Origin of the sequence: Pseudomonas frigoris (assembly GCF_047758635.1) — a bacterium.
Taxonomy (GTDB): Bacteria; Pseudomonadota; Gammaproteobacteria; order Pseudomonadales; family Pseudomonadaceae; genus Aquipseudomonas; species Aquipseudomonas frigoris.
This window is the reverse complement of record NZ_CP180479.1, coordinates 3,657,321-3,680,800: the sequence shown is the minus strand read 5'-3', so window position 1 is coordinate 3,680,800 and position 23,480 is coordinate 3,657,321. Positions and strand designations below refer to the sequence as shown.

29 protein-coding genes are annotated in these 23,480 nt (G+C 57.9%); 10 read left to right on the top strand and 19 right to left on the bottom strand.

Annotated elements, in window-relative coordinates:
• Window positions 1–55 precede the first annotated feature (55 nt).
• From ACMXYH_RS16845 to ACMXYH_RS16815, 7 genes are all read right to left on the bottom strand, one after another.
• Entirely contained in the window at window positions 56–286 is a 231-nt protein-coding gene (locus ACMXYH_RS16845; RefSeq protein ID WP_010460746.1) for a hypothetical protein, read from the bottom strand.
• A 125-nt stretch (window positions 287–411) separates the two neighbouring features.
• Window positions 412–633: a hypothetical protein gene (locus ACMXYH_RS16840; protein ID WP_129444546.1), complete on the bottom strand. Its 222-nt coding sequence runs from the start codon at window positions 631–633 to the stop codon at window positions 412–414.
• 85 nt (window positions 634–718) lie between these two features.
• Entirely contained in the window at window positions 719–1,744 is a 1,026-nt protein-coding gene (locus tag ACMXYH_RS16835; RefSeq protein ID WP_129444544.1) for a DNA topoisomerase IB, read from the bottom strand.
• A 75-nt stretch (window positions 1,745–1,819) separates the two neighbouring features.
• Window positions 1,820–2,899, bottom strand: a complete 1,080-nt coding sequence (gene modC / locus ACMXYH_RS16830; RefSeq protein ID WP_415764200.1) for a molybdenum ABC transporter ATP-binding protein — start codon at window positions 2,897–2,899, stop codon at window positions 1,820–1,822.
• A 3-nt stretch (window positions 2,900–2,902) separates the two neighbouring features.
• On the bottom strand, window positions 2,903–3,583 hold the full coding sequence (gene modB, locus ACMXYH_RS16825; protein WP_415764199.1) for a molybdate ABC transporter permease subunit: 681 nt from the start codon (window positions 3,581–3,583) through the stop codon (window positions 2,903–2,905).
• Complete coding sequence (gene modA, locus ACMXYH_RS16820) at window positions 3,584–4,351, bottom strand: molybdate ABC transporter substrate-binding protein (RefSeq protein ID WP_415764198.1); 768 nt, start codon at window positions 4,349–4,351, stop codon at window positions 3,584–3,586.
• A gap of 277 nt (window positions 4,352–4,628) precedes the next feature.
• A complete protein-coding gene (locus ACMXYH_RS16815; protein ID WP_415764197.1) occupies window positions 4,629–5,693 on the bottom strand; it encodes an NAD(P)H-dependent flavin oxidoreductase in 1,065 nt (354 codons plus the stop codon).
• 189 nt (window positions 5,694–5,882) lie between these two features.
• On the opposite strand from ACMXYH_RS16815, the gene ACMXYH_RS16810 reads away from it, so the two are divergent.
• Window positions 5,883–6,866 (top strand): acrylyl-CoA reductase (NADPH), encoded by a 984-nt coding sequence (locus tag ACMXYH_RS16810; RefSeq protein WP_129444536.1) that lies wholly within the window; start codon window positions 5,883–5,885, stop codon window positions 6,864–6,866.
• Between the two features lie 52 nt (window positions 6,867–6,918).
• Window positions 6,919–7,407, top strand: a complete 489-nt coding sequence (locus ACMXYH_RS16805) for a GyrI-like domain-containing protein (protein WP_134420146.1) — start codon at window positions 6,919–6,921, stop codon at window positions 7,405–7,407.
• Here ACMXYH_RS16805 and ada read toward each other — a convergent pair.
• The 6 genes from ada to ACMXYH_RS16775 all read right to left on the bottom strand — a co-directional run bounded on the left by ada (window position 7,371) and on the right by ACMXYH_RS16775 (window position 11,044).
• A complete protein-coding gene (ada, locus tag ACMXYH_RS16800) occupies window positions 7,371–8,444 on the bottom strand; it encodes a bifunctional DNA-binding transcriptional regulator/O6-methylguanine-DNA methyltransferase Ada (protein ID WP_415767713.1) in 1,074 nt (357 codons plus the stop codon). The genes ACMXYH_RS16805 and ada overlap by 37 nt on opposite strands.
• Before the next feature lie 87 nt (window positions 8,445–8,531).
• On the bottom strand, window positions 8,532–9,212 hold the full coding sequence (gene alkB / locus ACMXYH_RS16795; protein WP_415764196.1) for a DNA oxidative demethylase AlkB: 681 nt from the start codon (window positions 9,210–9,212) through the stop codon (window positions 8,532–8,534).
• A complete protein-coding gene (locus ACMXYH_RS16790; protein ID WP_415764195.1) occupies window positions 9,202–9,906 on the bottom strand; it encodes a 2OG-Fe(II) oxygenase in 705 nt (234 codons plus the stop codon). Before ACMXYH_RS16790 ends, alkB begins: the two co-directional genes overlap by 11 nt.
• The gene (locus ACMXYH_RS16785; RefSeq protein ID WP_415764194.1) at window positions 9,903–10,409 is read right to left on the bottom strand and encodes a methylated-DNA--[protein]-cysteine S-methyltransferase; all 507 of its coding nucleotides are present in this window, start codon (window positions 10,407–10,409) and stop codon (window positions 9,903–9,905) included. The genes ACMXYH_RS16790 and ACMXYH_RS16785 overlap by 4 nt, the downstream gene beginning before the upstream one ends.
• A gap of 126 nt (window positions 10,410–10,535) precedes the next feature.
• Entirely contained in the window at window positions 10,536–10,712 is a 177-nt protein-coding gene (locus ACMXYH_RS16780) for a hypothetical protein (RefSeq protein ID WP_156363902.1), read from the bottom strand.
• A 29-nt stretch (window positions 10,713–10,741) separates the two neighbouring features.
• Window positions 10,742–11,044, bottom strand: a complete 303-nt coding sequence (locus tag ACMXYH_RS16775) for a DUF1883 domain-containing protein (protein ID WP_129444526.1) — start codon at window positions 11,042–11,044, stop codon at window positions 10,742–10,744.
• 212 nt (window positions 11,045–11,256) lie between these two features.
• Between ACMXYH_RS16775 and ACMXYH_RS16770 the strand changes: the two genes are divergently transcribed.
• Both ACMXYH_RS16770 and ACMXYH_RS16765 read left to right on the top strand, forming a co-directional pair.
• A complete protein-coding gene (locus ACMXYH_RS16770) occupies window positions 11,257–11,613 on the top strand; it encodes a hypothetical protein (RefSeq protein ID WP_129444524.1) in 357 nt (118 codons plus the stop codon).
• 72 nt (window positions 11,614–11,685) lie between these two features.
• A complete protein-coding gene (locus ACMXYH_RS16765) occupies window positions 11,686–11,916 on the top strand; it encodes a hypothetical protein (RefSeq protein ID WP_134420142.1) in 231 nt (76 codons plus the stop codon).
• A gap of 11 nt (window positions 11,917–11,927) precedes the next feature.
• On the opposite strand, the gene ACMXYH_RS16760 is transcribed toward ACMXYH_RS16765, so the two are convergent.
• Window positions 11,928–12,209 (bottom strand): hypothetical protein, encoded by a 282-nt coding sequence (locus tag ACMXYH_RS16760; protein WP_056740098.1) that lies wholly within the window; start codon window positions 12,207–12,209, stop codon window positions 11,928–11,930.
• Window positions 12,210–12,347: 138 nt separating this feature from the next.
• Entirely contained in the window at window positions 12,348–12,536 is a 189-nt protein-coding gene (locus ACMXYH_RS16755) for a hypothetical protein (protein ID WP_129444520.1), read from the bottom strand.
• Between the two features lie 266 nt (window positions 12,537–12,802).
• Between ACMXYH_RS16755 and galU the strand changes: the two genes are divergently transcribed.
• Window positions 12,803–13,642: a UTP--glucose-1-phosphate uridylyltransferase GalU gene (gene galU, locus ACMXYH_RS16750; RefSeq protein ID WP_129444518.1), complete on the top strand. Its 840-nt coding sequence runs from the start codon at window positions 12,803–12,805 to the stop codon at window positions 13,640–13,642.
• Between the two features lie 133 nt (window positions 13,643–13,775).
• Window positions 13,776–15,134: a glutathione-disulfide reductase gene (gorA, locus tag ACMXYH_RS16745; protein WP_415764193.1), complete on the top strand. Its 1,359-nt coding sequence runs from the start codon at window positions 13,776–13,778 to the stop codon at window positions 15,132–15,134.
• Here the strand turns inward: gorA and ACMXYH_RS16740 are convergent.
• On the bottom strand, window positions 15,131–16,150 hold the full coding sequence (locus tag ACMXYH_RS16740) for a DNA-binding protein (protein WP_415764192.1): 1,020 nt from the start codon (window positions 16,148–16,150) through the stop codon (window positions 15,131–15,133). The genes gorA and ACMXYH_RS16740 overlap by 4 nt on opposite strands.
• Before the next feature lie 178 nt (window positions 16,151–16,328).
• Here ACMXYH_RS16740 and ACMXYH_RS16735 point away from each other — a divergent pair, with 178 nt between their 5' ends.
• The 3 genes from ACMXYH_RS16735 (at window position 16,329) to ahpF (ending at window position 19,694) form a co-directional block, all read left to right on the top strand.
• A complete protein-coding gene (locus tag ACMXYH_RS16735) occupies window positions 16,329–17,273 on the top strand; it encodes a site-specific integrase (protein ID WP_134420136.1) in 945 nt (314 codons plus the stop codon).
• 158 nt (window positions 17,274–17,431) lie between these two features.
• Window positions 17,432–17,995 carry an alkyl hydroperoxide reductase subunit C gene (gene ahpC / locus ACMXYH_RS16730; protein WP_007975937.1) on the top strand — a complete coding sequence of 188 codons (564 nt, stop codon included), beginning with the start codon at window positions 17,432–17,434 and terminating at the stop codon, window positions 17,993–17,995.
• Window positions 17,996–18,131: 136 nt separating this feature from the next.
• Window positions 18,132–19,694: an alkyl hydroperoxide reductase subunit F gene (ahpF, locus tag ACMXYH_RS16725; RefSeq protein WP_415764191.1), complete on the top strand. Its 1,563-nt coding sequence runs from the start codon at window positions 18,132–18,134 to the stop codon at window positions 19,692–19,694.
• A gap of 177 nt (window positions 19,695–19,871) precedes the next feature.
• On the opposite strand, the gene gloA is transcribed toward ahpF, so the two are convergent.
• On the bottom strand, window positions 19,872–20,393 hold the full coding sequence (gloA, locus tag ACMXYH_RS16720) for a lactoylglutathione lyase (protein WP_415764190.1): 522 nt from the start codon (window positions 20,391–20,393) through the stop codon (window positions 19,872–19,874).
• A gap of 145 nt (window positions 20,394–20,538) precedes the next feature.
• On the opposite strand from gloA, the gene ACMXYH_RS16715 reads away from it, so the two are divergent.
• Entirely contained in the window at window positions 20,539–21,063 is a 525-nt protein-coding gene (locus ACMXYH_RS16715; protein ID WP_134420132.1) for a DUF4946 domain-containing protein, read from the top strand.
• Between the two features lie 175 nt (window positions 21,064–21,238).
• Here the strand turns inward: ACMXYH_RS16715 and ACMXYH_RS16710 are convergent, their stop codons facing one another.
• Both ACMXYH_RS16710 and ACMXYH_RS16705 read right to left on the bottom strand, forming a co-directional pair.
• Window positions 21,239–21,601, bottom strand: a complete 363-nt coding sequence (locus ACMXYH_RS16710; RefSeq protein WP_129444504.1) for a histone-like nucleoid-structuring protein, MvaT/MvaU family — start codon at window positions 21,599–21,601, stop codon at window positions 21,239–21,241.
• 233 nt (window positions 21,602–21,834) lie between these two features.
• Window positions 21,835–23,370, bottom strand: a complete 1,536-nt coding sequence (locus ACMXYH_RS16705) for an EAL domain-containing protein (protein ID WP_415764189.1) — start codon at window positions 23,368–23,370, stop codon at window positions 21,835–21,837.
• Window positions 23,371–23,480 lie beyond the last annotated feature (110 nt).

Sequence of the window (23,480 nt, the reverse complement as noted above, 5' to 3'; positions counted from 1 at the left end):
GTCGCCGTTCATGCGTCCTGAATCAGGCCGTGTCCTTGAGGATGTCCAGATCGAATCATCTGAACCGCGGCAGGGGCGGGTCGACAGGTTTGAGCGAAGACAGCGTATTGCGAATCAGTGGTGCGTCCTTCTCGATGTCGTTCAGACGATCACGAATTCTAAGGGCCGTCGGGTGCCCGCCTTGATGATCGACCCAGTCGGCGATTTCCTTGCACGCCGCTGCCAGGCGAGCCTGACGGGAATCGAGAAGGGTGAGCAGAGTGGTGATGGACTCTTTTTCGGACATGGCAAACACCTCCGTTCAAGAAACCTGTATTTGGCAGCAAAAAGCCCGCGGGGAGCGAGCTTTCTGCCGATGGGGTCGCTATTCCTTCAGCTTTTTCAGTATAGACCCCTAAATGGCAGGTGACCTCAGCCTTGTCGGGCCGTCACTTGCGACCTGGCATTAAGCTGCCAGCATTCACGCAGGGCGTCTTCTTCACGATCGAAACCGTCACCGATGAAGCCGCGGGTTCGAGTATCGGCGATGCGATACCAGACGGCGGCGTCGGGTGGTGGATGATCGGGTTCTCCGGCCCTGCGACCATGGATGATGATCTTGTTGCATCGCTTCACAACGAAAATGTCTTCCATGGCTCACCGCAGCTAATTCAGGTTCACATCAACTATAGAAGCCATTGGCGATCATGCAAAAAAATAGACAGGTCAGTTCGTCGCCTCAGCCATTGCCCCGCATCTCCAAAAACACCGCCAGCCCGACTTCCTCTGCCCTGAGCCCTTTGCGCGCTCGTGGTCTGGGCAGCTCAGCCAACGCACCCAAAAGAAAACCATCGAGCACCGCCGGGTGGATGTAGCACTTGCGGCAGACTGCCGGGGTGTTGCCCAGTTGTTTGGCAACGTTCTTGACCATCTCCACCACATGCCGCTTGGCATCCGACTCGGGCTCCCACTGCAGTTCGCGCAAAACCGCCAACGCCAATGCGCTGCCGGCCCAGGTTCGGTAGTCCTTGGCTGTGAAGTCGGCGCCGGTGAGGGTTTGCAGGTAGGCGTTGACGTCGGAGGAACTGACGGTATGTCGTTCACCGTTTTCATCCAGGTACTGAAACAGGTTCTGCCCGGGAATTTCCAGGCAGCGTTTGATAATCCGCGCCAGGCGTCGGTCTTTCACGGTGATCTGGTGCTCGACACCGCTCTTGCCACGGAACTGGAACAGGATCGCGTTGCCGTTGACCTCGACGTGACGGTTGCGCAGGGTGGTCAGGCCGTAGGATCGGTTGTCCCGAGCATACTGGGTGTTGCCGACCCGGATCAGCGTCGCGTCGAGCAAGGTGATGACCGTGGCCATGACCTTGTCGCGACTGAAGCCGGGAGCTGCCAGCAGTGCTTCAAGCTGTTTGCGCAGTTTCGGCAGCGCCAACCCAAAGTCCCGTAAACGTGAGTACTTGTCGGCATCACGCACTTCTCGCCAGCGTGGGTGATAACGGTATTGCTTGCGACCTCGGGCGTCACGGCCGGTGGCTTGCAGATGGCCGCGCGGGTCGGCACAGATCCATACATCGGTGTAGGCCGGGGGCACGGCGAGGGCATTGATGCGTTTGATCTCGTCTTGATCGGTGATGAGCTGACCCGCAAGGTCGTAATAGCAGAACTTGCCGCGCAGTTTCTTGCGGGCGATGCCGGGCTGGGTGTCATCGACGTAATGCAGGTCTGATGGCAGCGCATCGGGCAGCGCGATATCGGGCATGGCGGTAGTCCTTGGCGACGGATCAGGGGCCGTTACAGCCATTGACCGCACGCCGTTGCAGTCGTGCCAGCGGATTTATGCCAGAACCGCTACTGCCTTGATCTGTGCCCAGAGTTGCTGGCCGGGGTGCACGCCCAATTGGTCTCGGGAGTAGCGGGTGATCCGCGCCAGCAGCGGTGTGCCGCCAGCGTCCAGACGGATCAGCACGTGGGCGGCGTTGTCCGCGCCCATTTCACTGATCACGGTGACCGGCAGGCGATTGAGGATGCTGCTTTGCTCGACGCTTTGCAGGCTCAGGCTGACATCCCGTGCCTGAACCTTGCAGCGCAGCGCCTGACCCAAGGTCATCGGTGAGTGAGCCACCCGAATATTCAGGGTCGTGTCGGGCAGTTGCAGGGTTAGCAACTGGTAGTCGGCGTCATGGGCACTGACGTGCCCCTCGATCACCACGCCGGCGTCGTCGCCCAGCGCCAGGGGCAGGTCGAGACGGGCCAGCGTTTCGCCAATAGCCCCGCTGGCCAGCACTTTGCCTTCACTCAGCAAGACGATGTGGTCGGCCAACCGCGCGACTTCATCCTGTGAGTGGCTGACGTACAGCACCGGGATGTCCAGCTCATCATGCAGTCGTTGCAGGTAAGGCAGGATTTCGTTTTTGCGTTGGCTATCCAATGCCGCCAGCGGCTCGTCCATCAACAAAAGTTTCGGGCTGGTGAGCAGGGCGCGCGCGATGCCGACCCGCTGCCGTTCACCACCGGAAAGGTGCTGCGGATGGCGATCCAGCAAATGGCCGATCCCGAGCAGTTCGGTCGCGTGTGCCATGTCGACCCGTCGCTGTGGGCGAGGAATGCGCTTGAGGCCGAACTCCAGATTGGCCAGCACCGACAGATGGGGAAACAGGCTGGCTTCCTGGAAGACGTAACCCAATGCCCGTTTATGTGGCGGTACGAAAATCTTCTTGTCGCTGTCCTGCCAGACTTCATCGTTGACCTGGATGAAACCCTGCTCGGCCTTCTCCAGGCCGGCGATGCAACGCAGACAGGTGGTCTTGCCCGAACCGGAATGACCGTAAAGGGCAGTGACGCCGCGGCCGGGCAATTGCAGATCCACCTCCAGGGCGAACCCTGAATACCTCAGTTTCAGACGCGTATGAATCATCGATCAGCTCCAGCCCGCTTTGGTTTTACGGCTGGAGTAAAGCGCCAGCAACACAATAAAGGAGAACACCAGCATCGCTCCGGCCAGCCAATGGGCCTGGGCGTACTCCATGGCTTCGACGTGATCGTAGATCTGCACCGAGACCACGCGGGTCTTGTCGGGAATGTTGCCGCCGATCATCAGCACCACGCCGAACTCACCGACGGTGTGGGCGAAACCGAGAATGGCAGCGGTGATGAAACCGGGGCGGGCCAGCGGCAGGATCACGCTGAAAAATGTGTCCCAGGGATTGGCGCGTAAGGTCGCGGCCACTTCCAATGGGCGAGTGCCAATGGCGGAAAAAGCATTTTGCAGCGGTTGGACCACGAACGGCATCGAGTAGAGCACCGAGCCGATCACCAGCCCTGCAAAACTGAACGTGAGGGGACCGAGGCCGAGTGACTGGGTGAAGTGGCCAACAAACCCGTTGGGGCCGAGCGCCAGCAACAGGTAGAAGCCAATCACCGTCGGCGGCAGCACCAGGGGCAGGGCGACGATCGCCCCGACCGGGCCGCGCAACCACGAGCGAGTACGCGACAGCCATAACGCAATCGGAGTGCCGATGACCAGCAGGATAAGCGTCGTCAGGGACGCCAGTTTCAGGGTCAGCCAGATGGCGGAAAAGTCGGCACTCAATAGCGTCATTTAGAGTTGGTAACCGTAGGATTTGATGATTGCGGCGGCTTTCGGACCTTTGAGGTACTCAACCAGTGCCTTGGCAGCGGGGTTGTCCTTGCCTTTGTTGAGGATCACCGCGTCTTGTTTGATCGGGTCGTGCATGTCGGCTGGAACGATCCAGGCCGAGCCGCTGGTGACTTTGCCGTCTTTGTAGATCTGCGACAAGGCCACAAAACCGAGTTCGGCGTTGCCAGTAGAGACGAATTGATAGGCCTGGGTGATGTTCTGGCCTTCAACGATCTTGGTTTTGACCTTGTCGGTCAGGCCCAGCTTGGCCAGCACTTGAGTAGCGGCCAGACCGTAAGGCGCGGCTTTCGGGTTGGCGATGGACAGATGCTGATACTGGTTGTCGCTCAACACTTTGCCCTTGGCATCGACGTAACCTTCCTTGGCCGACCACAACGCCAGGGTGCCGATGGCGTAGGTGAAGCGCGAGCCCTTGACCGTGTCGCCTTCGGTTTCGAGTTTTTGCGGGGTGGTGTCGTCCGCCGAGAGGAACACTTCGAACGGTGCGCCGTTCTTGATCTGGGTATAGAACTGGCCGGTGGCACCATAGGAGGTGACCAGTTTATGCCCGGTATCTTTTTCGAAATCAGCGGCGATCGCCTGAATCGGTGCAGTGAAGTTGGCGGCGACGGCGACCTGGACTTCGTCCGCCTGGGCTGACCCGAAAGCGAACACTGCAAGCAGGGTTGCCAGACAGGTGGGGGCAAAACGTGAGGCACGAATGGTCATGAAACGGCTCCGTTATAGGCAAGTGCAACGAGGGGGTGAAACGCTATATAGCGGAATATATAGCGAAATGCCTGCAAACGGAATGTGTCGGATGCGCGTTATTGAGGCCACGCATAACCCTGTAGCAGCTGCCGAAGGCTGCGTTCGACTGCGAAGCGGTCGTGAAACCAGATACCGCGGTCTTTCAGGTTAATCGTGGCAGCTGAATTTACGACTGCTTCGCCCGAGCGCGGACCGGGCCGAACGCAGCCTTCGGCAGCTGCTACAGGTGAGTGCATTACCGACCCAACAACTTGGCCAATCCTTCCTCAGCCAGGCGCCGGGTCAGTTCAGCCGTGGTCATTTCAACGCCCAGCGTGAATGCCTGACCCGCCCAGAGATTGCTGAAATCCGCTTCCCCCTTGGCCCGCAACGGCATCAGCGCACCACCCGCCAGCGGGAAGACCGGGGCTTTTGCGCTCATCGGCCCAAGTTCGCGCATCACCCGATTGAGAATTCCGCGCGCCGGGCGTCCGGTGAAAATGTTAGTGACGGCAGTTTCACTTTCCTTGGCCGTGCGCAACGCCTTGTGATGAGACGCGCTGACCTTGGCCTCTGGCGTGAACAAGTACGCCGTGCCCACTTGCACCGCCGAAGCCCCTAACAGGAAAGCCGCCGCGACGCCTCGTGCATCGGCAATCCCGCCGGCAGCAATCACCGGCACTTTCACGGCATCGACGATCTGCGGCACCAGCGCAAAGAGGCCCACCTGGCTGCTCAGATCATCACTGAGAAACATGCCCCGATGGCCACCGGCTTCGTACCCCATGGCGATGATTGCGTCACAACCCTGCTGCTCCAGCCAGATCGCCTCTTCGACGGTGGTGGCCGAGGAGAGTACTTTCGCCCCAGTGGCTTTCACGCGATCCAGCAGGGACTTTTCCGGCAGTCCGAAGTGAAAACTCACGACTTCGGGGCGAAACTCTTCGATCACTTCGCAGGCTGCGCTATCGAACGTCGCTCGATTGGACACTGGCGTCGGCGCGTCGAAGTCCACGCCAAGTTCCCGGTAGTAGGGTTCCAGCAGATTCTTCCAGTCTCGAGCGCGTTGCTCATCGGCGGCGGGTGGCTGATGGCAGAAGTAGTTGACGTTGATCGGACGTTGAGTGTGTTGACGAATCGTTTTCAGCTCCTCGCGCAACTGATCGATGCTCAACATGGCTGCCGGCATTGAGCCCAGTCCGCCGGCATTACTGGCTGCGATAACCATGGCCGAATGGGTCGCGCCGGCCATGGGCGCCTGGATGATCGGCAGCTCAATGCCAAGCAGGTCAAGAATGCGGGTGTCTGGCCATTTGCTCATTTGAAGGGTTCTCCGACGTCATAACAGGGCAGGGACGGTAGGACCGTTTTTGTATCAGCAATGACTGACATAAGGCCAGTCGAGTTTTCAGTTCGTGTGCCACTCTTGGCTTAAAGTCGAGTACGGTGAAATGTGGCTGTGTGTTATTTCAACTGCACGACAACTGAGTGATTCCATCTGGAGGCAGCAATGTTCCAAGGCATTTTGATCGACAAAGACGACAGCGGTTACCGGGCCACACTGCAAGAGATCAATGACGATCAACTGCCCGAGGGCGATGTGACAGTGCGTGTTGCGTACAGCACGCTGAACTTCAAGGATGGCCTGGCGATCACCGGCAGCAGCCCGGTGGTGCGAAAATTCCCGATGGTGCCGGGGATCGATCTGGCAGGTACTGTCGAAGTCAGCGGGCATCCGGACTACAAGGTCGGTGATCAAGTCGTACTCAACGGCTGGGGTGTTGGCGAAGGGCATTGGGGCGGACTCGCGCAGAAGGCTCGCTTGAACGGCGACTGGCTGATTCCGCTGCCCAAGGCGTTCACCGCGGCGCAAGCGATGGCTATCGGCACGGCCGGTTACACGGCGATGCTGAGCATCCTGGCGCTGGAACATAATGGCGTGACGCCCGAGCAGGGAGACGTGTTGGTCACCGGCGCCAATGGCGGTGTAGGCAGTTTCGCCATCGCACTGCTGAGCAAGCTCGGCTATCGGGTGGTCGCGTCTACCGGCCGCACCTCCGAGCACGATTACCTCAAGCAATTAGGCGCCAGCGAAATCATCGACCGCGCCACGCTGTCCGAGCCGGGCAAACCCTTGGCCAAGGAGCGTTGGGCGGCGGTCATCGACTCGGTCGGCAGCCACACATTGGCCAACGCCTGTGCCAGCACCAAGGCCGACGGCACTGTCGCCGCGTGTGGCCTGGCGCAAGGCATGGACTTCCCGGCTTCAGTCGCCCCGTTCATTTTGCGCGGCGTGACCCTGGCCGGGATCAACAGCGTGACTCAGCCCAAAGCCAAGCGGATACTGGCCTGGAATCGTCTGGCCAAGGATCTCGACTTCACCTTGTTGCCGCTGATCAGCCACGAAATCGGCTTGAGCGAAGTGATCGAGGCTGCACCGCGATTACTCGCCGGCCAATTGCGTGGTCGGGTGGTGGTCGACGTCAATCGTTGACTGTCTCACCGCCAATCAAACAGACAAACGACAGAGACAAGGACTATCGACCATGGATGTAAAACAGCGTGAAGTGCGGCCCTTTAGCGTCTCGGGCCTGCAAGTGCGCACCTGCAATGCCGCAGAGCAGCAACCAGACACGGCGCGCATCGGCCCGATGTGGGAACAATTTTTCGTTGAGGGAATCTTCGACAAGATCGCCCACAAGCAGCCGGATTCCTTTGTTTACGGCGTCTATTCCAACTACGAGTCCGACGCTTCGGGCCACTTCGATGTGACCGCGGGGGTGGCGGTCACCGCGCCCTCCGAGGACTTTCCGCAGGTTCAGGTGGAGGGAGGCGAATACCTGGTGTTCAGCGCCAAAGGGGCGATGCCAGACAGCGTCATTCAGGCGTGGGGCCTGATCTGGGCCTACTTTAAGGACAACCCGCAGGTTTGCCGCACGTTCGCCACAGACTTCGAGGTTTATACCAGCCCGGATTCAGTGTCGGTCTATATCGGCATTCAGGACTCAGACGGGTTTTCGCGCTCAAGCAACTGACGCTTGCGCTCCACACCCCAGCGATAGCCTGAAAGGTTGCCGTCGCTGCGCACCACGCGGTGGCACGGAATCGCCACCGCCAGGTTGTTCGCGCCGCAGGCTTGAGCCACGGCGCGCATCGCTTTTGGCGCGCCGATTCGCTGAGCGATATCGGCGTAGCTGGCGGTGCGACCGACGGGAATCTCCCGCAGGGCTTGCCAGACCCGTTCTTGAAAAGCGGTGCCACGAACATCCAGCGGCAAGTCCAGGCCCAGGGCCGGCGCTTCAATAAAACCTACAACCTTGGCGATCAGTTGCTCGAACGTGTGATCGGCGCCAATCAGATTCGCACGTCGAAACTTGTCCTGCAGATCGCAGACCAGTTGGTGCGGGTCATCGCCCAGCAGGATCGCGCAAACACCACGCTCACTCTGCGCCACCAGAATCGCTCCCAGGGAACACTGGCCGACGGCAAAACGAATGTCGTTGTTCTGACCGGCGGCGCGGTAATCACCTGGTTTCATGCCCAATAGTTGATCGGCGGATTCATAGAAACGGCTGTTGGAGTTGAAGCCGGCGTCATACAGCGCGTCGGTCACCGAGTCTCCGTCCGCGAGACGCTCACGAACCCTGCGTGAACGATGGGCCGCGGCGTAGCCCTTGGGCGTCAGACCGGTCACCGCTTTGAACACCCGATGGAAGTGAAAGCTACTCAGGCCCGCAGCAGAAGCCAGCTCGCTCAGAACAGGCAGATTCTCCGCGGTTTCGATCTGGCGGCAAGCGGCGGCCACCGTCGCGGCATGTTGTGCGGCGACGTCGCTTTGATCTTTCGCGGCGCGTTTACTGGGGCGATAACCCGCCGCCTGGGCCTGTTCGGCAGTGTCGAAGAACTCGACATTCTGCGGTTTCGGCAAACGCGCCAGGCTGCTGGGACGGCAGTAAATGCCGGTGGTTTTCACCGCATACACAAACTGTCCGTCTGCCCGGGGATCACGCGCGACGACGGCGGCCCAGCGCGGGTCGTTCTCGGTGGCGATCTTTGTCGAATGGCTTGTCATGGCTTCATGTCCGTTGATCCGTTTCATGCAGATTAACCAGCCGACGGGGTCGCTGCACCCCGGGTCTTGCGGTCGAATTCGAAGGCTTCACCCGGCGGTACGAAAGGTGCAGTTGATCCGTTGTTCGCCCAGTCGCGGGTGTTGGCCGTCCTTGATTGGCAAGACGCCGTGATACCGCAAGCGATCCACGCCACCCCAGACCACGATGTCGCCATGCAACAGCGGCACTCGTTGGCTTTTATCGCTGCGTTCGAAACCGCCGAACAGAAACATCGCCGGCAATCCCAGGGACACTGAAACAATGGGCGCTGCGTAGGAAACTTCGTCTTTGTCCTGGTGCAACGACATCTTGGCTCCGGGAACATAACGGTTGATCAGGCAGGAATCAGGTACAAAATCCGCAAACCCTGCTTCCCGCGCCGCCGCTTGTGCCAACTCGAGAAACACCTCGGGCATTTTTGGCCAGGGTTCTCCGGTCAGCGGATCATGGCGGGTATAGCGATAGCCGCTGCGGTCGGTGGTCCAGCCCAGCGCGCCGCAACTGCTCAAGGCGACCGACATGGTAAAGCCCCCGGGCGTGATCATCTGCCGAAACGGTGCCGCCGCCAGAACTGCGTCCAGTGCGGGCAGCAACTGATCCAGCCAGGGCAGGGCAAAGCCTCTGAGGACGCAGGACTGTTCGCCGATCCGATCGAGCCTGGTTTGCTGCTCGGGTTCCGCGTCGGCAAACAAGTCGAAGGTGATCGGGTTCATGGGGTCATAACGCATCGTGAAAGATGATTCCAAGGGTATGCCGTTTTCCGCTGTGCAGGCGACTCACGCCGTGACGCAGGGTGACTCGGTAATAGCCACGAACGCCTTTGACCGGCCGTTGGTTGACGGCAAAGATCAGCGCGTCACCTTTCTTCAGGCCAATGACCTGGGGTCGCGATTGCATTCGAGGGCGCTGTTCCGTCAGTACGAACTCGCCACCGGTGAAATCGTCGTCGGGCTCGGACAGCAGAATCGCCACTTGCAGCGGGAAGACGTGTTCGCCGTACAGATCCTGATGCAAGCAGTTGTAGTCCTGCGGTCCATATTGCAGCAACAACGGCGTCGGGCGTTCCTGACCGGCGGCATGGCAGCGTTCGAGGAACGCTTCATGGGTTTCAGGGAAACGCGTCGGCAGGTCCATGAGCTCGTACCAGCGATTGGCTATCGGCACCAGGCGAGGGTAGAGCGCACTGCGCAAACGGGCGACGACATCCGGCAACGGGTATTTGAAGTATTTGTACTCGCCACGGCCAAAGCCGTGACGAGCCATGATCACTTGCGAGCGAAACGGTTCGGCACTGGCATACAGAGCGCTGATTTCATCGCACGTCTCGTGGCTAAACAGCGACCGGATGATCGCGCAGCCATCCTGATCGAGTTGCTGCTCGAGCATGACCCAGTCCAGTCCATCGAGAGAGTGCTCGCTCATCGCTGCGCCTCACGATCCAGCAGTTGCCGTTTGCGCTCCAGCCCCCAACGGTAGCCGCCGAGGCTGCCATCCTGACGCAGCACTCGATGGCACGGCACGATAACCGCCAGCGGGTTTGCTCCGCAGGCATTGGCCACCGCCCGAAAAGCCGTGGGTTGACCCAGTTGTCGCGCGATATCCAGATAGCTGGCGGTTTCACCCACCGGTATTTGCCGCAGGGCATCCCAGACTCGTCGTTGAAATACGCTGCCTGTCAGATCCAGCGGCAAATCAAGGGTGCTACGCGGGTCTTCGAGGTGGCGAAAGGTTTGCTCCAGCTCAGGCATCAAGCTTTCATCACGCTGCGGTGCTTGTTGGCCGGGGAAGCGTTGCGAAAGATCGCGTTCCAGCGTGGCCTGGTCATCGCCGAGCAGCAGCGCACACAACCCCTCGGCGCTGAATGCGAGCAGCAAGACGCCAAGGCTGGAAGTGCCGCTGATGAAGCGAATCGAGGTAGTAGACATGTTCTGACTCCTTAACCAAAGGTTGAGGTGGCCAGTCTAGGGAGCGGGGACTTCGTTAACACTCCGGCGCTTGCGGTTGAATTCCAGAGGCGGGAGCAGACGTCCATGTTGTCGCTCCGGGTCCCTTTACAGCGCTTTGCTGACGCTTATTTCGCTGATGACGTCTTCGCTCGAACCATGAAGAGCATCCAGCGCGGCCTTGGCTTCTTCTTCCGTGCCGTTTTCAAGCTGGGCAAATTCGAAGCGACGCTCACCATTGAGTTTGTATTTGATGACGTACTTGGTCGTTTGGGCCACGGTCATACCTGCTTGTCTTCGTGTTTGGGTGTCACTCAGCTCAGTTTCGTGCTGGAGCGGCGGATGATCTTGATGGTGTGAGTCAGGGTCGGTTTGTGAGTTACGCTGATCGGCCGGCGGTTGACCGTGTCGATGGTGATGTTCCAGAAACCGGTACTCGGTGCAGTAATCCGGGCAGGGAAAGTGTCGAATGCTCCACCATGGTAAGTGTGGCGGCCGCCATTCTTGAAGCTGCGGAAATTGGCGTCGTTCATCAAGCGGATATTGCATGTTTGGGAGCATTGAATGACGACGATGTCGTCTTCGTTGAGGTGCTCGCGCTGGTGGATAAATTTCATGAGGCGCCTCCAGAAGGGCTTTTTCTACAAAATCAAAACGATAGCATGGGCGATTGGCGCAGTTTATCAGCCCGAACGGGTTATTATCCGGTCGTCGGGGTCCGCTTTGACAATTAAAAACAGTTATACGGAATTCTATGAGCGATAAACGCAGCAAGCCTCGGAGAAAAACAGCATTTGTACTGTCGGAGTGTCTTTATCGGAGGTGTTGTATGAAGTGGGGTGTGCTGGTCCTGCCTATGGCGATAGCGATGAGTGGCTGTGCGAGTGTCTCGGAGATCAATGAGACGCTGCCCACCATGAACGTGATTTCAGGCAAGAAGCCTCATGAGTACGCGCAATGCCTGACCGAGAAACTGGCCAGCAGCCGGGGAGCGCTGCAAGTCGAACCGCATAAGGACGGTATGCGAGTCATCGTGCCGCAGAAGTTCTCCTCGGGCCCGGCCGCCGTATTTGATATCGAAGACCGCTCCGGCGGCAGCAGCATCAAGTTGCATGAGCGCATCTCCAACGTGCCGTTGCGCCCCATGGATGTACGTAATGCCGCTACCGCGTGCATTTCCGGCTGATAGACTGTCGCCCGTCAGCACCGATGCCGCCAAAGCAGCGCTTTGGCGGCATTGTCATTTCTGGAGTCGAGCATGAAGCGAGAGCAGGTACGGGAGCGCCATGCAGAGGGTCACATCTCTGCCACCCACGTGATTCAGAATCCGGCGAATTCGGGAGAATGGATCGTGTTTTTCAAAAAAAGCGCCGGTCGCAGTTATTTTCTGGTGGATGAAAACGATGAAGTCGAATCCTTCAGTAGCCTCGACGATTTGATCGAGACGGTGCGCGGTCTCGGGATCAAGTTCGCCGAAATTCACATGTAGGGCAGGGCGCCTTACTTGCAGACCACCACGACGCTGCGGTTCTTGTAGTTGCCGACGTCGACACCCAGCGTCTTGTCGCTTTCCTTGGTCGAAGGTGTTCCGTCGGTACCGACGATCCGATAGCCGGTGCCGGCGCAAGAGGCATCGGCTTTTTCGTAGCAGGTCGCCCAGGAATTGGCTTCCCCGGAGCAATCGATCGCCAGGCCTTGCTCGCCGTTGTTCAGGTAGGTCGTTTCGGAAGTGGCGCAGCCGCTCAGGGCCAGTGCCGCGATCAGTGGCAAAAATTTATTCATGTCGTTGTCGTCGTCAGGATGAAGGGGCTGAGCCTGTGACAGCGCTGGCATCAAAAGGTTATAGCGAATGGCCACTTGGTTGCAGGCAATCACAAAAAAGCCCTGCGCGAGCAGGGCTTGGGTCGAGTCGGGTGCTTCTCAGGACTTGTCCTTGCCGCGACGCTTCGGGGCTGGGTGTTCGAGCTCCAATACGGATGCCACTTCGATCGCCAACGCCTCGGTCGGGAAAGGCCCGGCAATATTCTCGCCGCTGGCACTGTCTACCCACCACTGGCCGTCTTTCGCCTGATTGATCAGGAACCCGTTGACACTTTTTGCTTCCGACATCTATCTGCCTCGTTGGCTGGTTCAATCGCGCAATGTTAGCGCCAAATGCACTCAACCGGTGCTGATGGTGTAGGGTTGTGCGATTCGCGGCCGTGCAGATCTGATGGTCTGTGCTATCTATAAAGGCTGCGGAGCTATCTCGGGAACTATCCGCGAGAATATTTCTCTATGATGGCATCGGTTAGCCAGTGCGGGGCATTGTAAGGTGCACGCCGCCTGATTAGACTGCGCCGAAACTCGTACACACAGCCCTATCAAGGACTTTTATGATCAAGAAATGCTTGTTCCCAGCAGCCGGTTACGGTACTCGCTTCCTGCCAGCGACTAAAGCCATGCCCAAAGAAATGCTGCCGGTGGTAAACAAGCCACTGATCCAGTACGGCGTCGAAGAAGCACTGGACGCTGGGTTGACCGAAATTTCCATCGTTACCGGTCGCGGCAAACGGGCTCTGGAAGACCACTTCGACATCAGCTACGAGCTGGAAAACCAGATCAAGGGCACCGACAAGGAAAAATACCTGGTCGGCATCCGTAAACTGTTGGACGAGTGCTCGTTCTCCTACACTCGCCAGACCGAAATGAAAGGCCTGGGCCACGCCATTCTGACTGGCCGCCCGCTGATCGGCGACGAACCGTTCGCGGTAGTGCTGGCGGACGACTTGTGCGTCAACCTCGAAGGCGACGGCGTCCTGACCCAGATGGTCAAGCTGTACGAGCAGTATCGCTGCACCATCGTAGCGATCCAGGAAGTGGATCCGCAGGAAACCAACAAGTACGGCGTGATCTCCGGCGAGCTGATCGCTGATGATTTGTACCGCGTTCGCAACATGGTCGAAAAACCAGCCCCGGAAGACGCACCGTCCAACCTGGCGATCATCGGTCGTTACATCCTGACGCCGGATATTTTCGAGCTGATCAAACAAACCGAGCCAGGCAAAGGCGGCGAGATTCAAATCACCGACGCCCTGATGAAGCAGGCGAAAAACGGTTGCGTGATTGCCTACAAGTTCAAGGGCAAGCGTTTTGACTGCGGTGGCGCTGAAGGCTACATCGAAGCCACCAACTTCTGCTTTGAGAACTTCTACAAGACTGGCAAGGCCTATTAATAGCCTCTGACCCAGTTGTTTCTTAAAAGCCACCTCTTCAGGTGGCTTTTTCATTTTCCGTCCCCATATCGATTGCAGCGCTTGCCCAGCGGACGTCTGCGGGTATGCTTGTGGACTGCCGAGGAGATTGAAAATGGCCTACGATTTTGACCTTTATGTGATTGGCGCCGGTTCCGGCGGTGTGCGGGCTGCGCGTTTTGCTGCCGGTTTTGGCGCGAAAGTGGCCGTGGCCGAGAGCCGCTACCTGGGTGGCACTTGTGTGAATGTCGGCTGTGTGCCGAAGAAGCTGCTGGTCTACGGCGCGCATTTCGCCGAAGACTTCGAGCAGTCGCAAGGTTTTGGCTGGACGCCGGGCGAAGCGAAGTTCGATTGGGCAACGCTGATCGCCAACAAGGATCGCGAGATTAATCGCCTGAACGGTATCTATCGCAACCTGCTGGTTAATAGTGGCGTGACCTTGCATGAAGGCCACGCCAAAATCGTTAATCCGCACCAGGTCGAGATCAATGGCGAGCGTTACACCACCAAAAACATCCTGATTGCTACCGGTGGATGGCCACAGATTCCGGAAATTCCGGGGCATGAGCATGCAATCAGTTCCAATCAGGCGTTCTTCCTCAAAGAGCTGCCCAAGCGCGTTCTGGTGGTAGGCGGTGGTTACATCGCCGTCGAATTCGCCGGGATCTTCCACGGTCTGGGTGCCGAGACCACGTTGCTGTATCGCGGTGAGCTGTTCCTGCGCGGCTTCGACGGTGCGGTGCGCAAACACTTGCAGGAAGAACTGACCAAGCGCGGCATGGACCTGCAATTCAACGCCGACATCGAGCGTATCGACAAGCAGGCCGATGGCAGCCTGAAGGTGACCCTCAAGGACGGCCGTGAGCTTGAAGCGGATTGTGTGTTCTACGCCACCGGTCGACGTCCGATGCTCGACAATCTTGGGCTGGAAAACACCGGCGTCAAACTCGACAAGAAAGGTTTCGTCGAGGTCGACGAGCAGTATCAGACTGCTGAGCCGTCGATCCTGGCGCTTGGCGATGTGATCGGTCGGGTTCAGCTGACGCCGGTGGCGTTGGCGGAAGGCATGGCCGTGGCGCGACGTTTGTTCAAACCTGAGCAGTATCGCCCGGTCGATTACAAGATGATCCCGACCGCGGTATTCAGCTTGCCGAACATCGGCACGGTCGGTTTCACCGAGGAAGAGGCCCGGGAGGCCGGTCACGATGTGGTGATCTTCGAAAGCCGCTTCCGGCCCATGAAGCTGACCCTGACCGAATGCCAGGAGCGCACCCTGATGAAACTGGTGGTGGACGCCAAGAGCGACAAGGTTCTGGGCTGTCACATGGTCGGTCCGGAGGCTGGGGAGATTGTGCAGGGCTTGGCGATCGCCTTGAAAGCGGGTGCCACCAAGCGAGATTTCGATGAGACCATCGGCGTGCACCCGACTGCCGCCGAAGAGTTCGTCACCATGCGCACGCCGGTCGCGGGTTAATCGTCCTTTTGGGGCTCTGATGCGTCTGGCGCTGTCGCAATGACGGCCGCCAGGCGCACGCTCTCATCGAGGCTCGCCTGGGTCTTGAGCAACTCAATTTCCAGCGCTTTGTTTATCTGCGACTGCTCATCGACGCTCTGTTTCAGCGACTGGCTTTCCAGCAGGGCAGCGCGCAAGCGTTCCTGGAGGAGGGTGCGTTCGCTGTCGATACGGTTCACCTGTTCCAGTAGCTGATCCTGTCGAGCGTTGGTTTGCTTGAGTTGATCCTGCAGTAGGCTCAACTCTCTCAGGGTGCCACGGTTCTCCGTCAGCAAACGCTCGTTGTCGCGGTGCAGTTGGGTGATCTCATCCTGGCGCACCAATGCGCTTTGCTGGGCCTGACGCAATTCCATTTGAATTTGCTGCACCTGGCCTTCGTGGCGACGTTGTTCCTGCTCGCGCTGTTCTTTGACAGCGTTGCGATAATGTTCCAGGGCATCGCGAGCGTGCAGGTGCTTTTCTTCCAATGAGCGGATCTGCTCATCCTTGTCTTGCAAGCGTAATTCGAAATCGGCCAGCGCCTGGTTCAGTCCGGCGTTGCGGGTTTGCTCGGTCTGCAGCATGGCGCGGGTTTCTAGCAGGGACTCGGACTCTTGGGTCAGTGCCAGACTTTGAATCTCGTACTGCTGATGCAATTGCGTGTTGGCTTGTTGGGCTTCATGCAACTGCGTATCCAGCTGTTTTTTTTGCTGATCGAACTGCCCGCGGGCCTGATCGATGGGTTCCTGAGCCTGCTCCTTGAGTCTTTGTGCCAGTCGCGAGACCAGTCCCGCCAGCTCGTCATCAATGGGTTCTGGCGGCACTTCGGCGCGCTCGGCGCCGTCATCCAGCTCCTTCAAATAGCGGTGGATAGTGGTTTTTGAGCCGGTATTGCCCATCTCGATCCGTACCGCATCGATGCTTGGGTTTTCGCCGCGGGCGAGAATTGCCAAACGTGCCGCTTGCACCACTGCTTTATTAACGCCGCCACGAGCCATGAGTTCTCCTACGATTTCGTACTGTGGTACATGCCACTTAAGTACATACTGTACCACGCTAACGAAAAACTTTAAATACGATAGGTATTCATGCGGGATATACTGGTATTACCCCGTGTGATGAGCCCTGTTGCGTGTTTTCACCCGCCAAAGCGGTACGTTTTAGAGAGTTGAGCCGATGACTGAGCTGGATCGTTACCTGCAAGCCGCCACCCGCGACAACACCCGTCGCAGTTACCGGGCGGCTATCGAGCATTTCGAAGTCAGTTGGGGCGGCTTCCTGCCAGCGACCAGCGACAGCGTCGCGCGCTACCTCGTTGCTCACGCGGGCGTGCTGTCGATCAATACCTTGAAGTTGCGTTTGTCAGCACTGGCGCAATGGCACAACAGTCAGGGATTTCCCGACCCCACCAAGGCGCCGGTAGTGCGCAAGGTCTTCAAGGGCATTCGCGCGCTACACCCGGCTCAAGAAAAACAGGCCGAGCCATTACAGCTTCAGCATCTGGAGCAAGTGGTTGCCTGGTTGGAGCAAGAAGCGCAAACCGCAAAATCTGAGCACGATCAACCTGCCCTTTTGCGGGCCAGGCGCGACAGGGCGCTGATTCTGTTGGGCTTCTGGCGCGGCTTTCGTAGCGATGAGTTGTGCCGGTTACAGATCGAGCACGTGCAAGCGGCTGCCGGCTCAGGCATCACGCTCTATTTGCCGCGAACCAAGAGTGACCGCGAAAACCTCGGCAAGACTTACCAGACGCCAGCGTTGCAGCGCCTGTGCCCGGTGCAGGCGTACATCGACTGGATCACCGAAGCCGCGCTGGTCCGTGGACCGGTATTCCGGGGCATCGACCGTTGGGGCCACCTGAGCGAGGAGGGGTTGCACGCCAACAGCGTGATCCCGTTACTGCGCCAGGCGCTTGAACGTGCCGGCATCCCGGCCGAGCACTACACCAGTCACTCCTTGCGGCGCGGCTTTGCCACTTGGGCTCATCAGAGCGGGTGGGACTTGAAGTCGTTGATGAGTTACGTGGGCTGGAAGGATATGAAGTCCGCCATGCGCTATGTTGAAGCCAGCCCGTTTCTCGGGATGACACCGCTCGCGGAAAAAACCATTGGCGCTGCTAAGTAAGTTTTCTTCTATTAATACGTTCGGCTAATAGCGAAAACCAATGAGCAGCATGAGCTTTGCCAATGAGCCATCCGGCAATCGAGTCGGTAGGATTCACGCCATCAACTTCTCAACCCAACTTCTCAACCCAACTTTTCAACCCTGACGGAGAGTCATCGATGCCTATCATCAACAGCCAAGTTAAACCGTTCAAAGCTGACGCCTTCAAAAATGGCGACTTCGTAAAAGTGTCGGACGCTGACCTGAAAGGCAAGTGGTCTGTCGTGTTCTTCTACCCAGCCGACTTCACCTTCGTTTGCCCGACCGAACTGGAAGACCTGGCTGACAACTACGACGCGTTCCAGAAGCTGGGCGTCGAGATCTACAGCGTTTCCACCGATACCCACTTTGCTCATGCTGCCTGGCACAACACTTCGCCAGCCATCGGCAAAATCCAGTACACCATGATCGGCGACCCGACTCACGCCATCTCCCGCAACTTCGACGTGCTGATCGAAGAAGCAGGTCTGGCTGACCGTGGCACCTTCGTGATCAACCCTGAAGGCCAGATCAAAATCGTCGAACTGAACGACGGCGGTGTGGGTCGTGACGCTTCCGAGCTGCTGCGCAAAATCAAGGCTGCTCAGTACGTCGCTGCTCACCCAGGCCAGGTTTGCCCAGCCAAGTGGAAAGAAGGCGAGGCCACTCTGGCTCCGTCCCTGGACCTGGTCGGCAAGATCTAAGTCTGTGGATCGCATCATCAGGGCGGGTTTCCGCACCTAAGTAAGCTGCAACCGCCCTCAAAAACGCCCGGGCGAGATTCGCTCGGGCGTTTTTTTTTCGAATTCACTCCCTATTAAAAGCATGGAAATCGCCCGTATGTTGGACGCCAATCTTAAAGCCCAGTTGAAGTCATACCTGGAACGGGTCACCCAGCCGATCGAGATCATCGCATCCCTCGACGACGGTGCGAAATCCCAGGAAATGCTCGCTCTTCTGAAAGACGTTGCCAGTCTTTCTACCCAAATTACCTTGCTCGACAACGGTGACGATGCACGTAAACCATCGTTCTCGATCAACCGCCCGGGTGCCGATATCAGCCTGCGTTTCGCCGGCATCCCGATGGGCCACGAATTCACATCCCTGGTGCTGGCCCTGCTGCAAGTCGGCGGTCACCCTTCGAAGGCCAGCGTTGAAGTGATCGAACAGATCCGTTCGCTCAAAGGCGAGTTCAGCTTCGAGACTTACTTCTCGCTGTCCTGCCAGAACTGCCCGGACGTGGTCCAGGCATTAAACCTGATGGCCGTGCTTAACCCGAACATCCGCCACGTCGCCATTGACGGCGCGCTGTTCCAGGCCGAAGTCGATGATCGTCAGATCATGGCCGTGCCAAGCATTTACCTGAACGGCGTGAACTTCGGTCAGGGTCGTATGGGCCTTGAAGAAATCCTCGCCAAGATCGACACCAGCGGGATCGAGCGTCAAGCCGAGAAGATCAGCGCCAAAGAAGCCTTTGACGTACTGGTCGTCGGCGGTGGTCCGGCCGGTGCTTCGGCCGCGATATACGCTGCCCGTAAAGGCATTCGTACCGGTGTGGCGGCTGAACGTTTTGGTGGGCAGGTGCTCGACACCATGGCCATCGAGAACTTCATCTCCGTGCAGGAAACCGAAGGGCCGAAACTGGCTGTGGCACTGGAAGAACACGTCAAGCAGTACGACGTCGACATCATGAACCTGCAACGCGCCGACAAGTTGGTGCCGGGCAAGAACGGCGAGTTGCACGAAGTCCACTTCGCCAGCGGCGCGACCCTGAAAGCCAAGACCGTGATCCTGGCGACCGGTGCGCGGTGGCGTGAAATGAACGTCCCGGGTGAGCAGCAATACCGCAACAAAGGCGTGGCGTACTGCCCGCACTGCGACGGTCCGCTGTTCAAAGGTAAGCGCGTAGCGGTGATTGGCGGCGGTAACTCCGGCGTCGAAGCGGCCATCGATCTGGCGGGCATCGTGTCCCACGTAACACTGCTGGAGTTCGACGTGCAGTTGCGCGCCGATGCGGTCTTGCAGCGCAAGTTGCACAGCCTGCCGAACGTCACTGTCATCACCAGTGCGCAAACCACTGAGGTGTTGGGCGACGGTCAGAAGGTCAACGGCCTGCGCTACAAGGATCGTCAGTCGGACGAGTTGCGTACCGTCCAGCTGGAAGGGATCTTCGTGCAGATCGGCTTGCTGCCAAACACCGATTGGCTCAAAGGCACGATCGAGTTGTCGCCTCGCGGTGAGATCATCGTCGATGCTCGCGGTGAGACTTCAATGCCGGGCGTGTTCGCTGCCGGTGACGTGACCACCGTGCCGTACAAGCAGATTGTGATTGCGGTGGGCGAGGGCGCCAAAGCCTCCCTGAGCGCATTCGATCACCTGATCCGGACCTCGGCTCCGGCATAAAACCCGACGCTGAAAACACAAAAACCCCATGAGCGATCATGGGTTTTTTTTGTGCTTCACACATTCCCAATGTGGGAGCGGGCTTGCTCGCGAATGCGGACTGTCAGCCGACATCACTGATGAATGACACACCGCATTCGCGAGCAAGCCCGCTCCCACAGGGATCTGCAGTGGGGCTTACATCGGTGCGGGTTGGATGATCTCAACCCAGTACGCATCCGGGTCTTTGATAAAGGCCAGGCTCTTCATGCGGCCATCATTCAGGCGCTTCTGGAAATCGCAGCCCAGCGCTTCGAAGCGCTCGCACGCAGCGACGATATCCGGCACCGAGATGCAGATGTGGCCAAAACCACGCGGGTCGGTGTTGCTGTTGTGGTAAGCGAAATCCGCGTCGTTCTCGGTGCCGTGATTGTGGGTCAGTTCGAGGATGCCGGGGATCGACTTCATCCATTCAGTGCGGGCAGCAGCGTCGGCCGGGATCTGGTTTTTATCGACCAGCGCCAGAAAGTACAGGCTGAACTCGGCTTCCGGGAAGTCGCGTTTTTCCACCAGCGAGAAACCCAAAATGCGCGTGTAGAAATCCAGGGACTTGGTGATGTCCTTGACCCGCAGCATGGTGTGGTTGAAGACGAACTTCTGGGTGGCGGTGTCAGGTTGGGCAGTCACGCCTGGGAAGGTGTTCAATTCGTGCAGGCTCATGGGCCCTCCGGAAAATAAGTGGGGCTAACGAATGGCGACAATGATACGCAAGGGCTCTGACATCACCAAACCCAAAGCGTCGGCTATTGCCTGACAGGCGGGCGAGGCTCAGACTTTACGGTTCAATCCGTGAGTGTTCATTGCAATGATTCGTTTCTGTAAATCTATGTTCGTCCTGATCGGCGTGCTTTCAGGTGTTAACAGCGCTCACGCAGACGCGCCAGTCATGACCTGGCCCAACGGCTGGGAAGTCGAAGCCGTCCCGCAAGATGACGCCAACACCCACGTTTCCCGCCAGCGTGCGGTGAAAAACGATCAGGGTGGCACGCCGGTGATGGTGATGGAGTTGACCATGACTCAGGTGGAAAGTGGTCATAAGGTGAATCTGCAGGGCGTATTGCTGGAGATGCGCAAGTCGGTGCAGAAGGACTTCTTTCAAGGCGGTTATCAAAGTGTCTGCAACAAGATTCATCCGACGACCTTGAGCCGCTTATCAGCGCTGGAAACAACCTGCACGATCACGCAGAACGGAAGGCATGTGCTCTCTCAAACATTGGTTGCCGCCGTGGATGCCGATAAGGCCTATGTTCTTTCCTACGCGGGGCAGGCTGAGGTTTATAAGGCAAGTCAGGATGAAATAGACGCGGCCCGTAACAGCTTGAAACTTTAGTTAATGATTTCAATGGCTGCCGGTTTCAGCGCATTCTGAAATTTTTAGATACCCAAACGGATTAAGCACAAAGTTATTCAGCAAGTAGCGAGTTGATCGACGCTAATCGTTGCATTTAGAAGGCGTCCATGAAAAAGCCCTGCATTGGCAGGGCTTTTTTTGTCACCGTGAGTGCTTAGCCACGCAGCCAGGAATCAACGGTAGCTGCACCGTATTGTTCCTTCCAGGCTTTCAGGCCGCGGTGGTTGCCACCCTTGGTTTCAATCAGTTCACCGGTGTGCGGATTCTGATAAACCTTGACCACGCGAGCGCGGCGGGTTTTAGGCGTCGGCTGTTGCAGACCGGATTTTGCCGGGTTCGGATCGAGAATGGCGATGATGTCGCGCAGGCTCTTGCCGTAGGTTTTCATCAGCCCCTGGAGCTTTTCTTCGAATTCGATTTCTTTCTTGAGCCCGGCATCATTCTTCAGGGTTTCCAGCTGCTTGAGCTGCTCTTGAAGGGCCTTTTCAGCTGCACGAAATTCAGCGAGTCTGGACAATATCTTTACTCCAATAGTGTGTTTGGCTGATACCAACCGCAAACAAAGCTATAAGCCAAGAGCCTTGAAGCGACTCGGTGATAATGGCTCACCTGCCAATCTAGCGCAGGCATGAAAAATTGTAGTAGTTAATTGGCCAAGAGTAAATCCTGTCTTTTTCTTCATGTAACAACAGTAGTCTTTTGATTCAAATGGGTGCGCGATCTCCTTGTCTCGTCGCTTAGCGTCGCTAGTTAATGGTGACTTAATGCGTTAATGAAGTCCGCGCCGGGCATCGGTCGGCCGAACAGATAACCTTGCAAGAAGTTCACGCCGTGGGTGGTCAGATAATCACTTTGCTCCACGGTTTCCACACCTTCGGCGACGATACCCAGGTCGAGCTTGGCCGAGAGTTCGATGATGGTGTCCAGAATATGCCGTGAGAGGGCGTCAACGCCGATCATGGCGACAAAACTCTGGTCGATTTTCAGAAAGTCCACATTGAACTGACGCAGGTAACCCAGGCTTGAGTGACCGGTGCCGAAGTCATCGATCGCGATCATCACGCCCAGCGCGTGAAGCTGCTCGAACAGTTGGTGGGTGATGGCCGTGGGTTCGATGAGTTCGCGCTCGGTGAGTTCCAGCACCAGGCTGACGGCACCCGGTTCGAAGGCCGCGAGGAATTGACGGCAATCCTCGACCAGTTCCAGGTCCTTGCAGTGGCTGGCGGTAATGTTGATGCCGATGTGAAAAGCGCCCTCGAAAGAGGATGAAACAGGCGCCAACCATTCGGCGGTCTGCTGCATCAATGAGCGGGTCATCGGCACGATCAGCCCGGAGTGTTCGGCAAACGGAATGAACAGCTCCGGACGCACCAGACCTTCCTTGGGATGATTCCAGCGCATCAGCACCTCGGCGCCGGACCACTTCTTGTTATCGCCATGCACCACAGGTTGAAAGTACGGAATGAACTCCGCCGCCTCCAGGGCGCGCCGCATTTCATTGCTCGGTGATGACGAGCGTTTTTGCACAAAGTGCCCGATCAATCCGGAAATCACACCGAAGAAGATCAGCAAGCTGAACAGCGGCGGATACTCACTGCTCATGAAGCGCCAGGTTTCGCCTTCGGGAAATCCGGCCGTCACCGAAAAGGCGTAACGCGAGGACGCCAATTCGGTTTGCGCCACCGCAAAGGCAGGCAGGGCACCTTCATGGAATTTGCCATCGGCGGACAACCAATGGGGGCCTACTTGGAGTAGCAGCAATGTCTTGCGACCGATCAGCCGCAGTACGTTACTCAGGTGATACCCGTCCAGGGTGCTCATCGCGCCCTGTTTTTCTTTGCTGAGCCGATACACAAGCAATGCGGTATCAGGCGTGACCGGGTTGCCCTTCATCAGCAACAACGCGCCTTCGCTGTAGTCGCCGGAAACGATCGTTTCCTGAACTTCACCGAACAAAGAGCTGCAGTAAATGGTGTTGTCCCACACCAGATTGGTCGAGCGCACGAACGGCCGGCGGGTGACCTGTTCGCGCAAGGCCAGTTTGACGTCGTTGCAGTTTTGGCCGGCCAGCGGCAGAAGCTCCCGAGCGGCCTGGGCGGTGTTGTCGAGCATCAATTCGAATTGGCGAATGGCTTCTTCGGCCGTCTGTTCAGTGCTTTGCTTGAGCGCACGCTCAGCTTGCATATAAAGAATGGCAAATCCCAACAGCACCGGGAGTAATCCGCTCAGTAGCGTCACAGCCATCCTGATACCGCGTTTGCGGCGGGTTTTGACGTTCAGTGGCATTTGCGAAACCTGTCACGATGAAGTAGGGCTCTCAAATGCTGGCAGGACGGGACGCCTTCCAAAAAGAGTTCAGGTAGAGGCCATGATAGTTGGCCCTCGGTGTGTGTGCC

Bases quoted from the DNA above. Each gene is read 5' to 3' on its own strand.
- ACMXYH_RS16845 (WP_010460746.1), bottom strand. From the start codon at position 286: ATGTCCGAAAAAGAGTCCATCACCACTCTGCTCACCCTTCTCGATTCC.
- ACMXYH_RS16840 (WP_129444546.1), bottom strand. From the start codon at position 633: ATGGAAGACATTTTCGTTGTGAAGCGATGCAACAAGATCATCATCCAT.
- ACMXYH_RS16835 (WP_129444544.1), bottom strand. From the start codon at position 1,744: ATGCCCGATATCGCGCTGCCCGATGCGCTGCCATCAGACCTGCATTAC.
- modC (WP_415764200.1), bottom strand. From the start codon at position 2,899: ATGATTCATACGCGTCTGAAACTGAGGTATTCAGGGTTCGCCCTGGAG.
- modB (WP_415764199.1), bottom strand. From the start codon at position 3,583: ATGACGCTATTGAGTGCCGACTTTTCCGCCATCTGGCTGACCCTGAAA.
- modA (WP_415764198.1), bottom strand. From the start codon at position 4,351: ATGACCATTCGTGCCTCACGTTTTGCCCCCACCTGTCTGGCAACCCTG.
- ACMXYH_RS16815 (WP_415764197.1), bottom strand. From the start codon at position 5,693: ATGAGCAAATGGCCAGACACCCGCATTCTTGACCTGCTTGGCATTGAG.
- ACMXYH_RS16810 (WP_129444536.1), top strand. From the start codon at position 5,883: ATGTTCCAAGGCATTTTGATCGACAAAGACGACAGCGGTTACCGGGCC.
- ACMXYH_RS16805 (WP_134420146.1), top strand. From the start codon at position 6,919: ATGGATGTAAAACAGCGTGAAGTGCGGCCCTTTAGCGTCTCGGGCCTG.
- ada (WP_415767713.1), bottom strand. From the start codon at position 8,444: ATGACAAGCCATTCGACAAAGATCGCCACCGAGAACGACCCGCGCTGG.
- alkB (WP_415764196.1), bottom strand. From the start codon at position 9,212: ATGCGTTATGACCCCATGAACCCGATCACCTTCGACTTGTTTGCCGAC.
- ACMXYH_RS16790 (WP_415764195.1), bottom strand. From the start codon at position 9,906: ATGAGCGAGCACTCTCTCGATGGACTGGACTGGGTCATGCTCGAGCAG.
- ACMXYH_RS16785 (WP_415764194.1), bottom strand. From the start codon at position 10,409: ATGTCTACTACCTCGATTCGCTTCATCAGCGGCACTTCCAGCCTTGGC.
- ACMXYH_RS16780 (WP_156363902.1), bottom strand. From the start codon at position 10,712: ATGACCGTGGCCCAAACGACCAAGTACGTCATCAAATACAAACTCAAT.
- ACMXYH_RS16775 (WP_129444526.1), bottom strand. From the start codon at position 11,044: ATGAAATTTATCCACCAGCGCGAGCACCTCAACGAAGACGACATCGTC.
- ACMXYH_RS16770 (WP_129444524.1), top strand. From the start codon at position 11,257: ATGAAGTGGGGTGTGCTGGTCCTGCCTATGGCGATAGCGATGAGTGGC.
- ACMXYH_RS16765 (WP_134420142.1), top strand. From the start codon at position 11,686: ATGAAGCGAGAGCAGGTACGGGAGCGCCATGCAGAGGGTCACATCTCT.
- ACMXYH_RS16760 (WP_056740098.1), bottom strand. From the start codon at position 12,209: ATGAATAAATTTTTGCCACTGATCGCGGCACTGGCCCTGAGCGGCTGC.
- ACMXYH_RS16755 (WP_129444520.1), bottom strand. From the start codon at position 12,536: ATGTCGGAAGCAAAAAGTGTCAACGGGTTCCTGATCAATCAGGCGAAA.
- galU (WP_129444518.1), top strand. From the start codon at position 12,803: ATGATCAAGAAATGCTTGTTCCCAGCAGCCGGTTACGGTACTCGCTTC.
- gorA (WP_415764193.1), top strand. From the start codon at position 13,776: ATGGCCTACGATTTTGACCTTTATGTGATTGGCGCCGGTTCCGGCGGT.
- ACMXYH_RS16740 (WP_415764192.1), bottom strand. From the start codon at position 16,150: ATGGCTCGTGGCGGCGTTAATAAAGCAGTGGTGCAAGCGGCACGTTTG.
- ACMXYH_RS16735 (WP_134420136.1), top strand. From the start codon at position 16,329: ATGACTGAGCTGGATCGTTACCTGCAAGCCGCCACCCGCGACAACACC.
- ahpC (WP_007975937.1), top strand. From the start codon at position 17,432: ATGCCTATCATCAACAGCCAAGTTAAACCGTTCAAAGCTGACGCCTTC.
- ahpF (WP_415764191.1), top strand. From the start codon at position 18,132: ATGTTGGACGCCAATCTTAAAGCCCAGTTGAAGTCATACCTGGAACGG.
- gloA (WP_415764190.1), bottom strand. From the start codon at position 20,393: ATGAGCCTGCACGAATTGAACACCTTCCCAGGCGTGACTGCCCAACCT.
- ACMXYH_RS16715 (WP_134420132.1), top strand. From the start codon at position 20,539: ATGATTCGTTTCTGTAAATCTATGTTCGTCCTGATCGGCGTGCTTTCA.
- ACMXYH_RS16705 (WP_415764189.1), bottom strand. From the start codon at position 23,370: ATGCCACTGAACGTCAAAACCCGCCGCAAACGCGGTATCAGGATGGCT.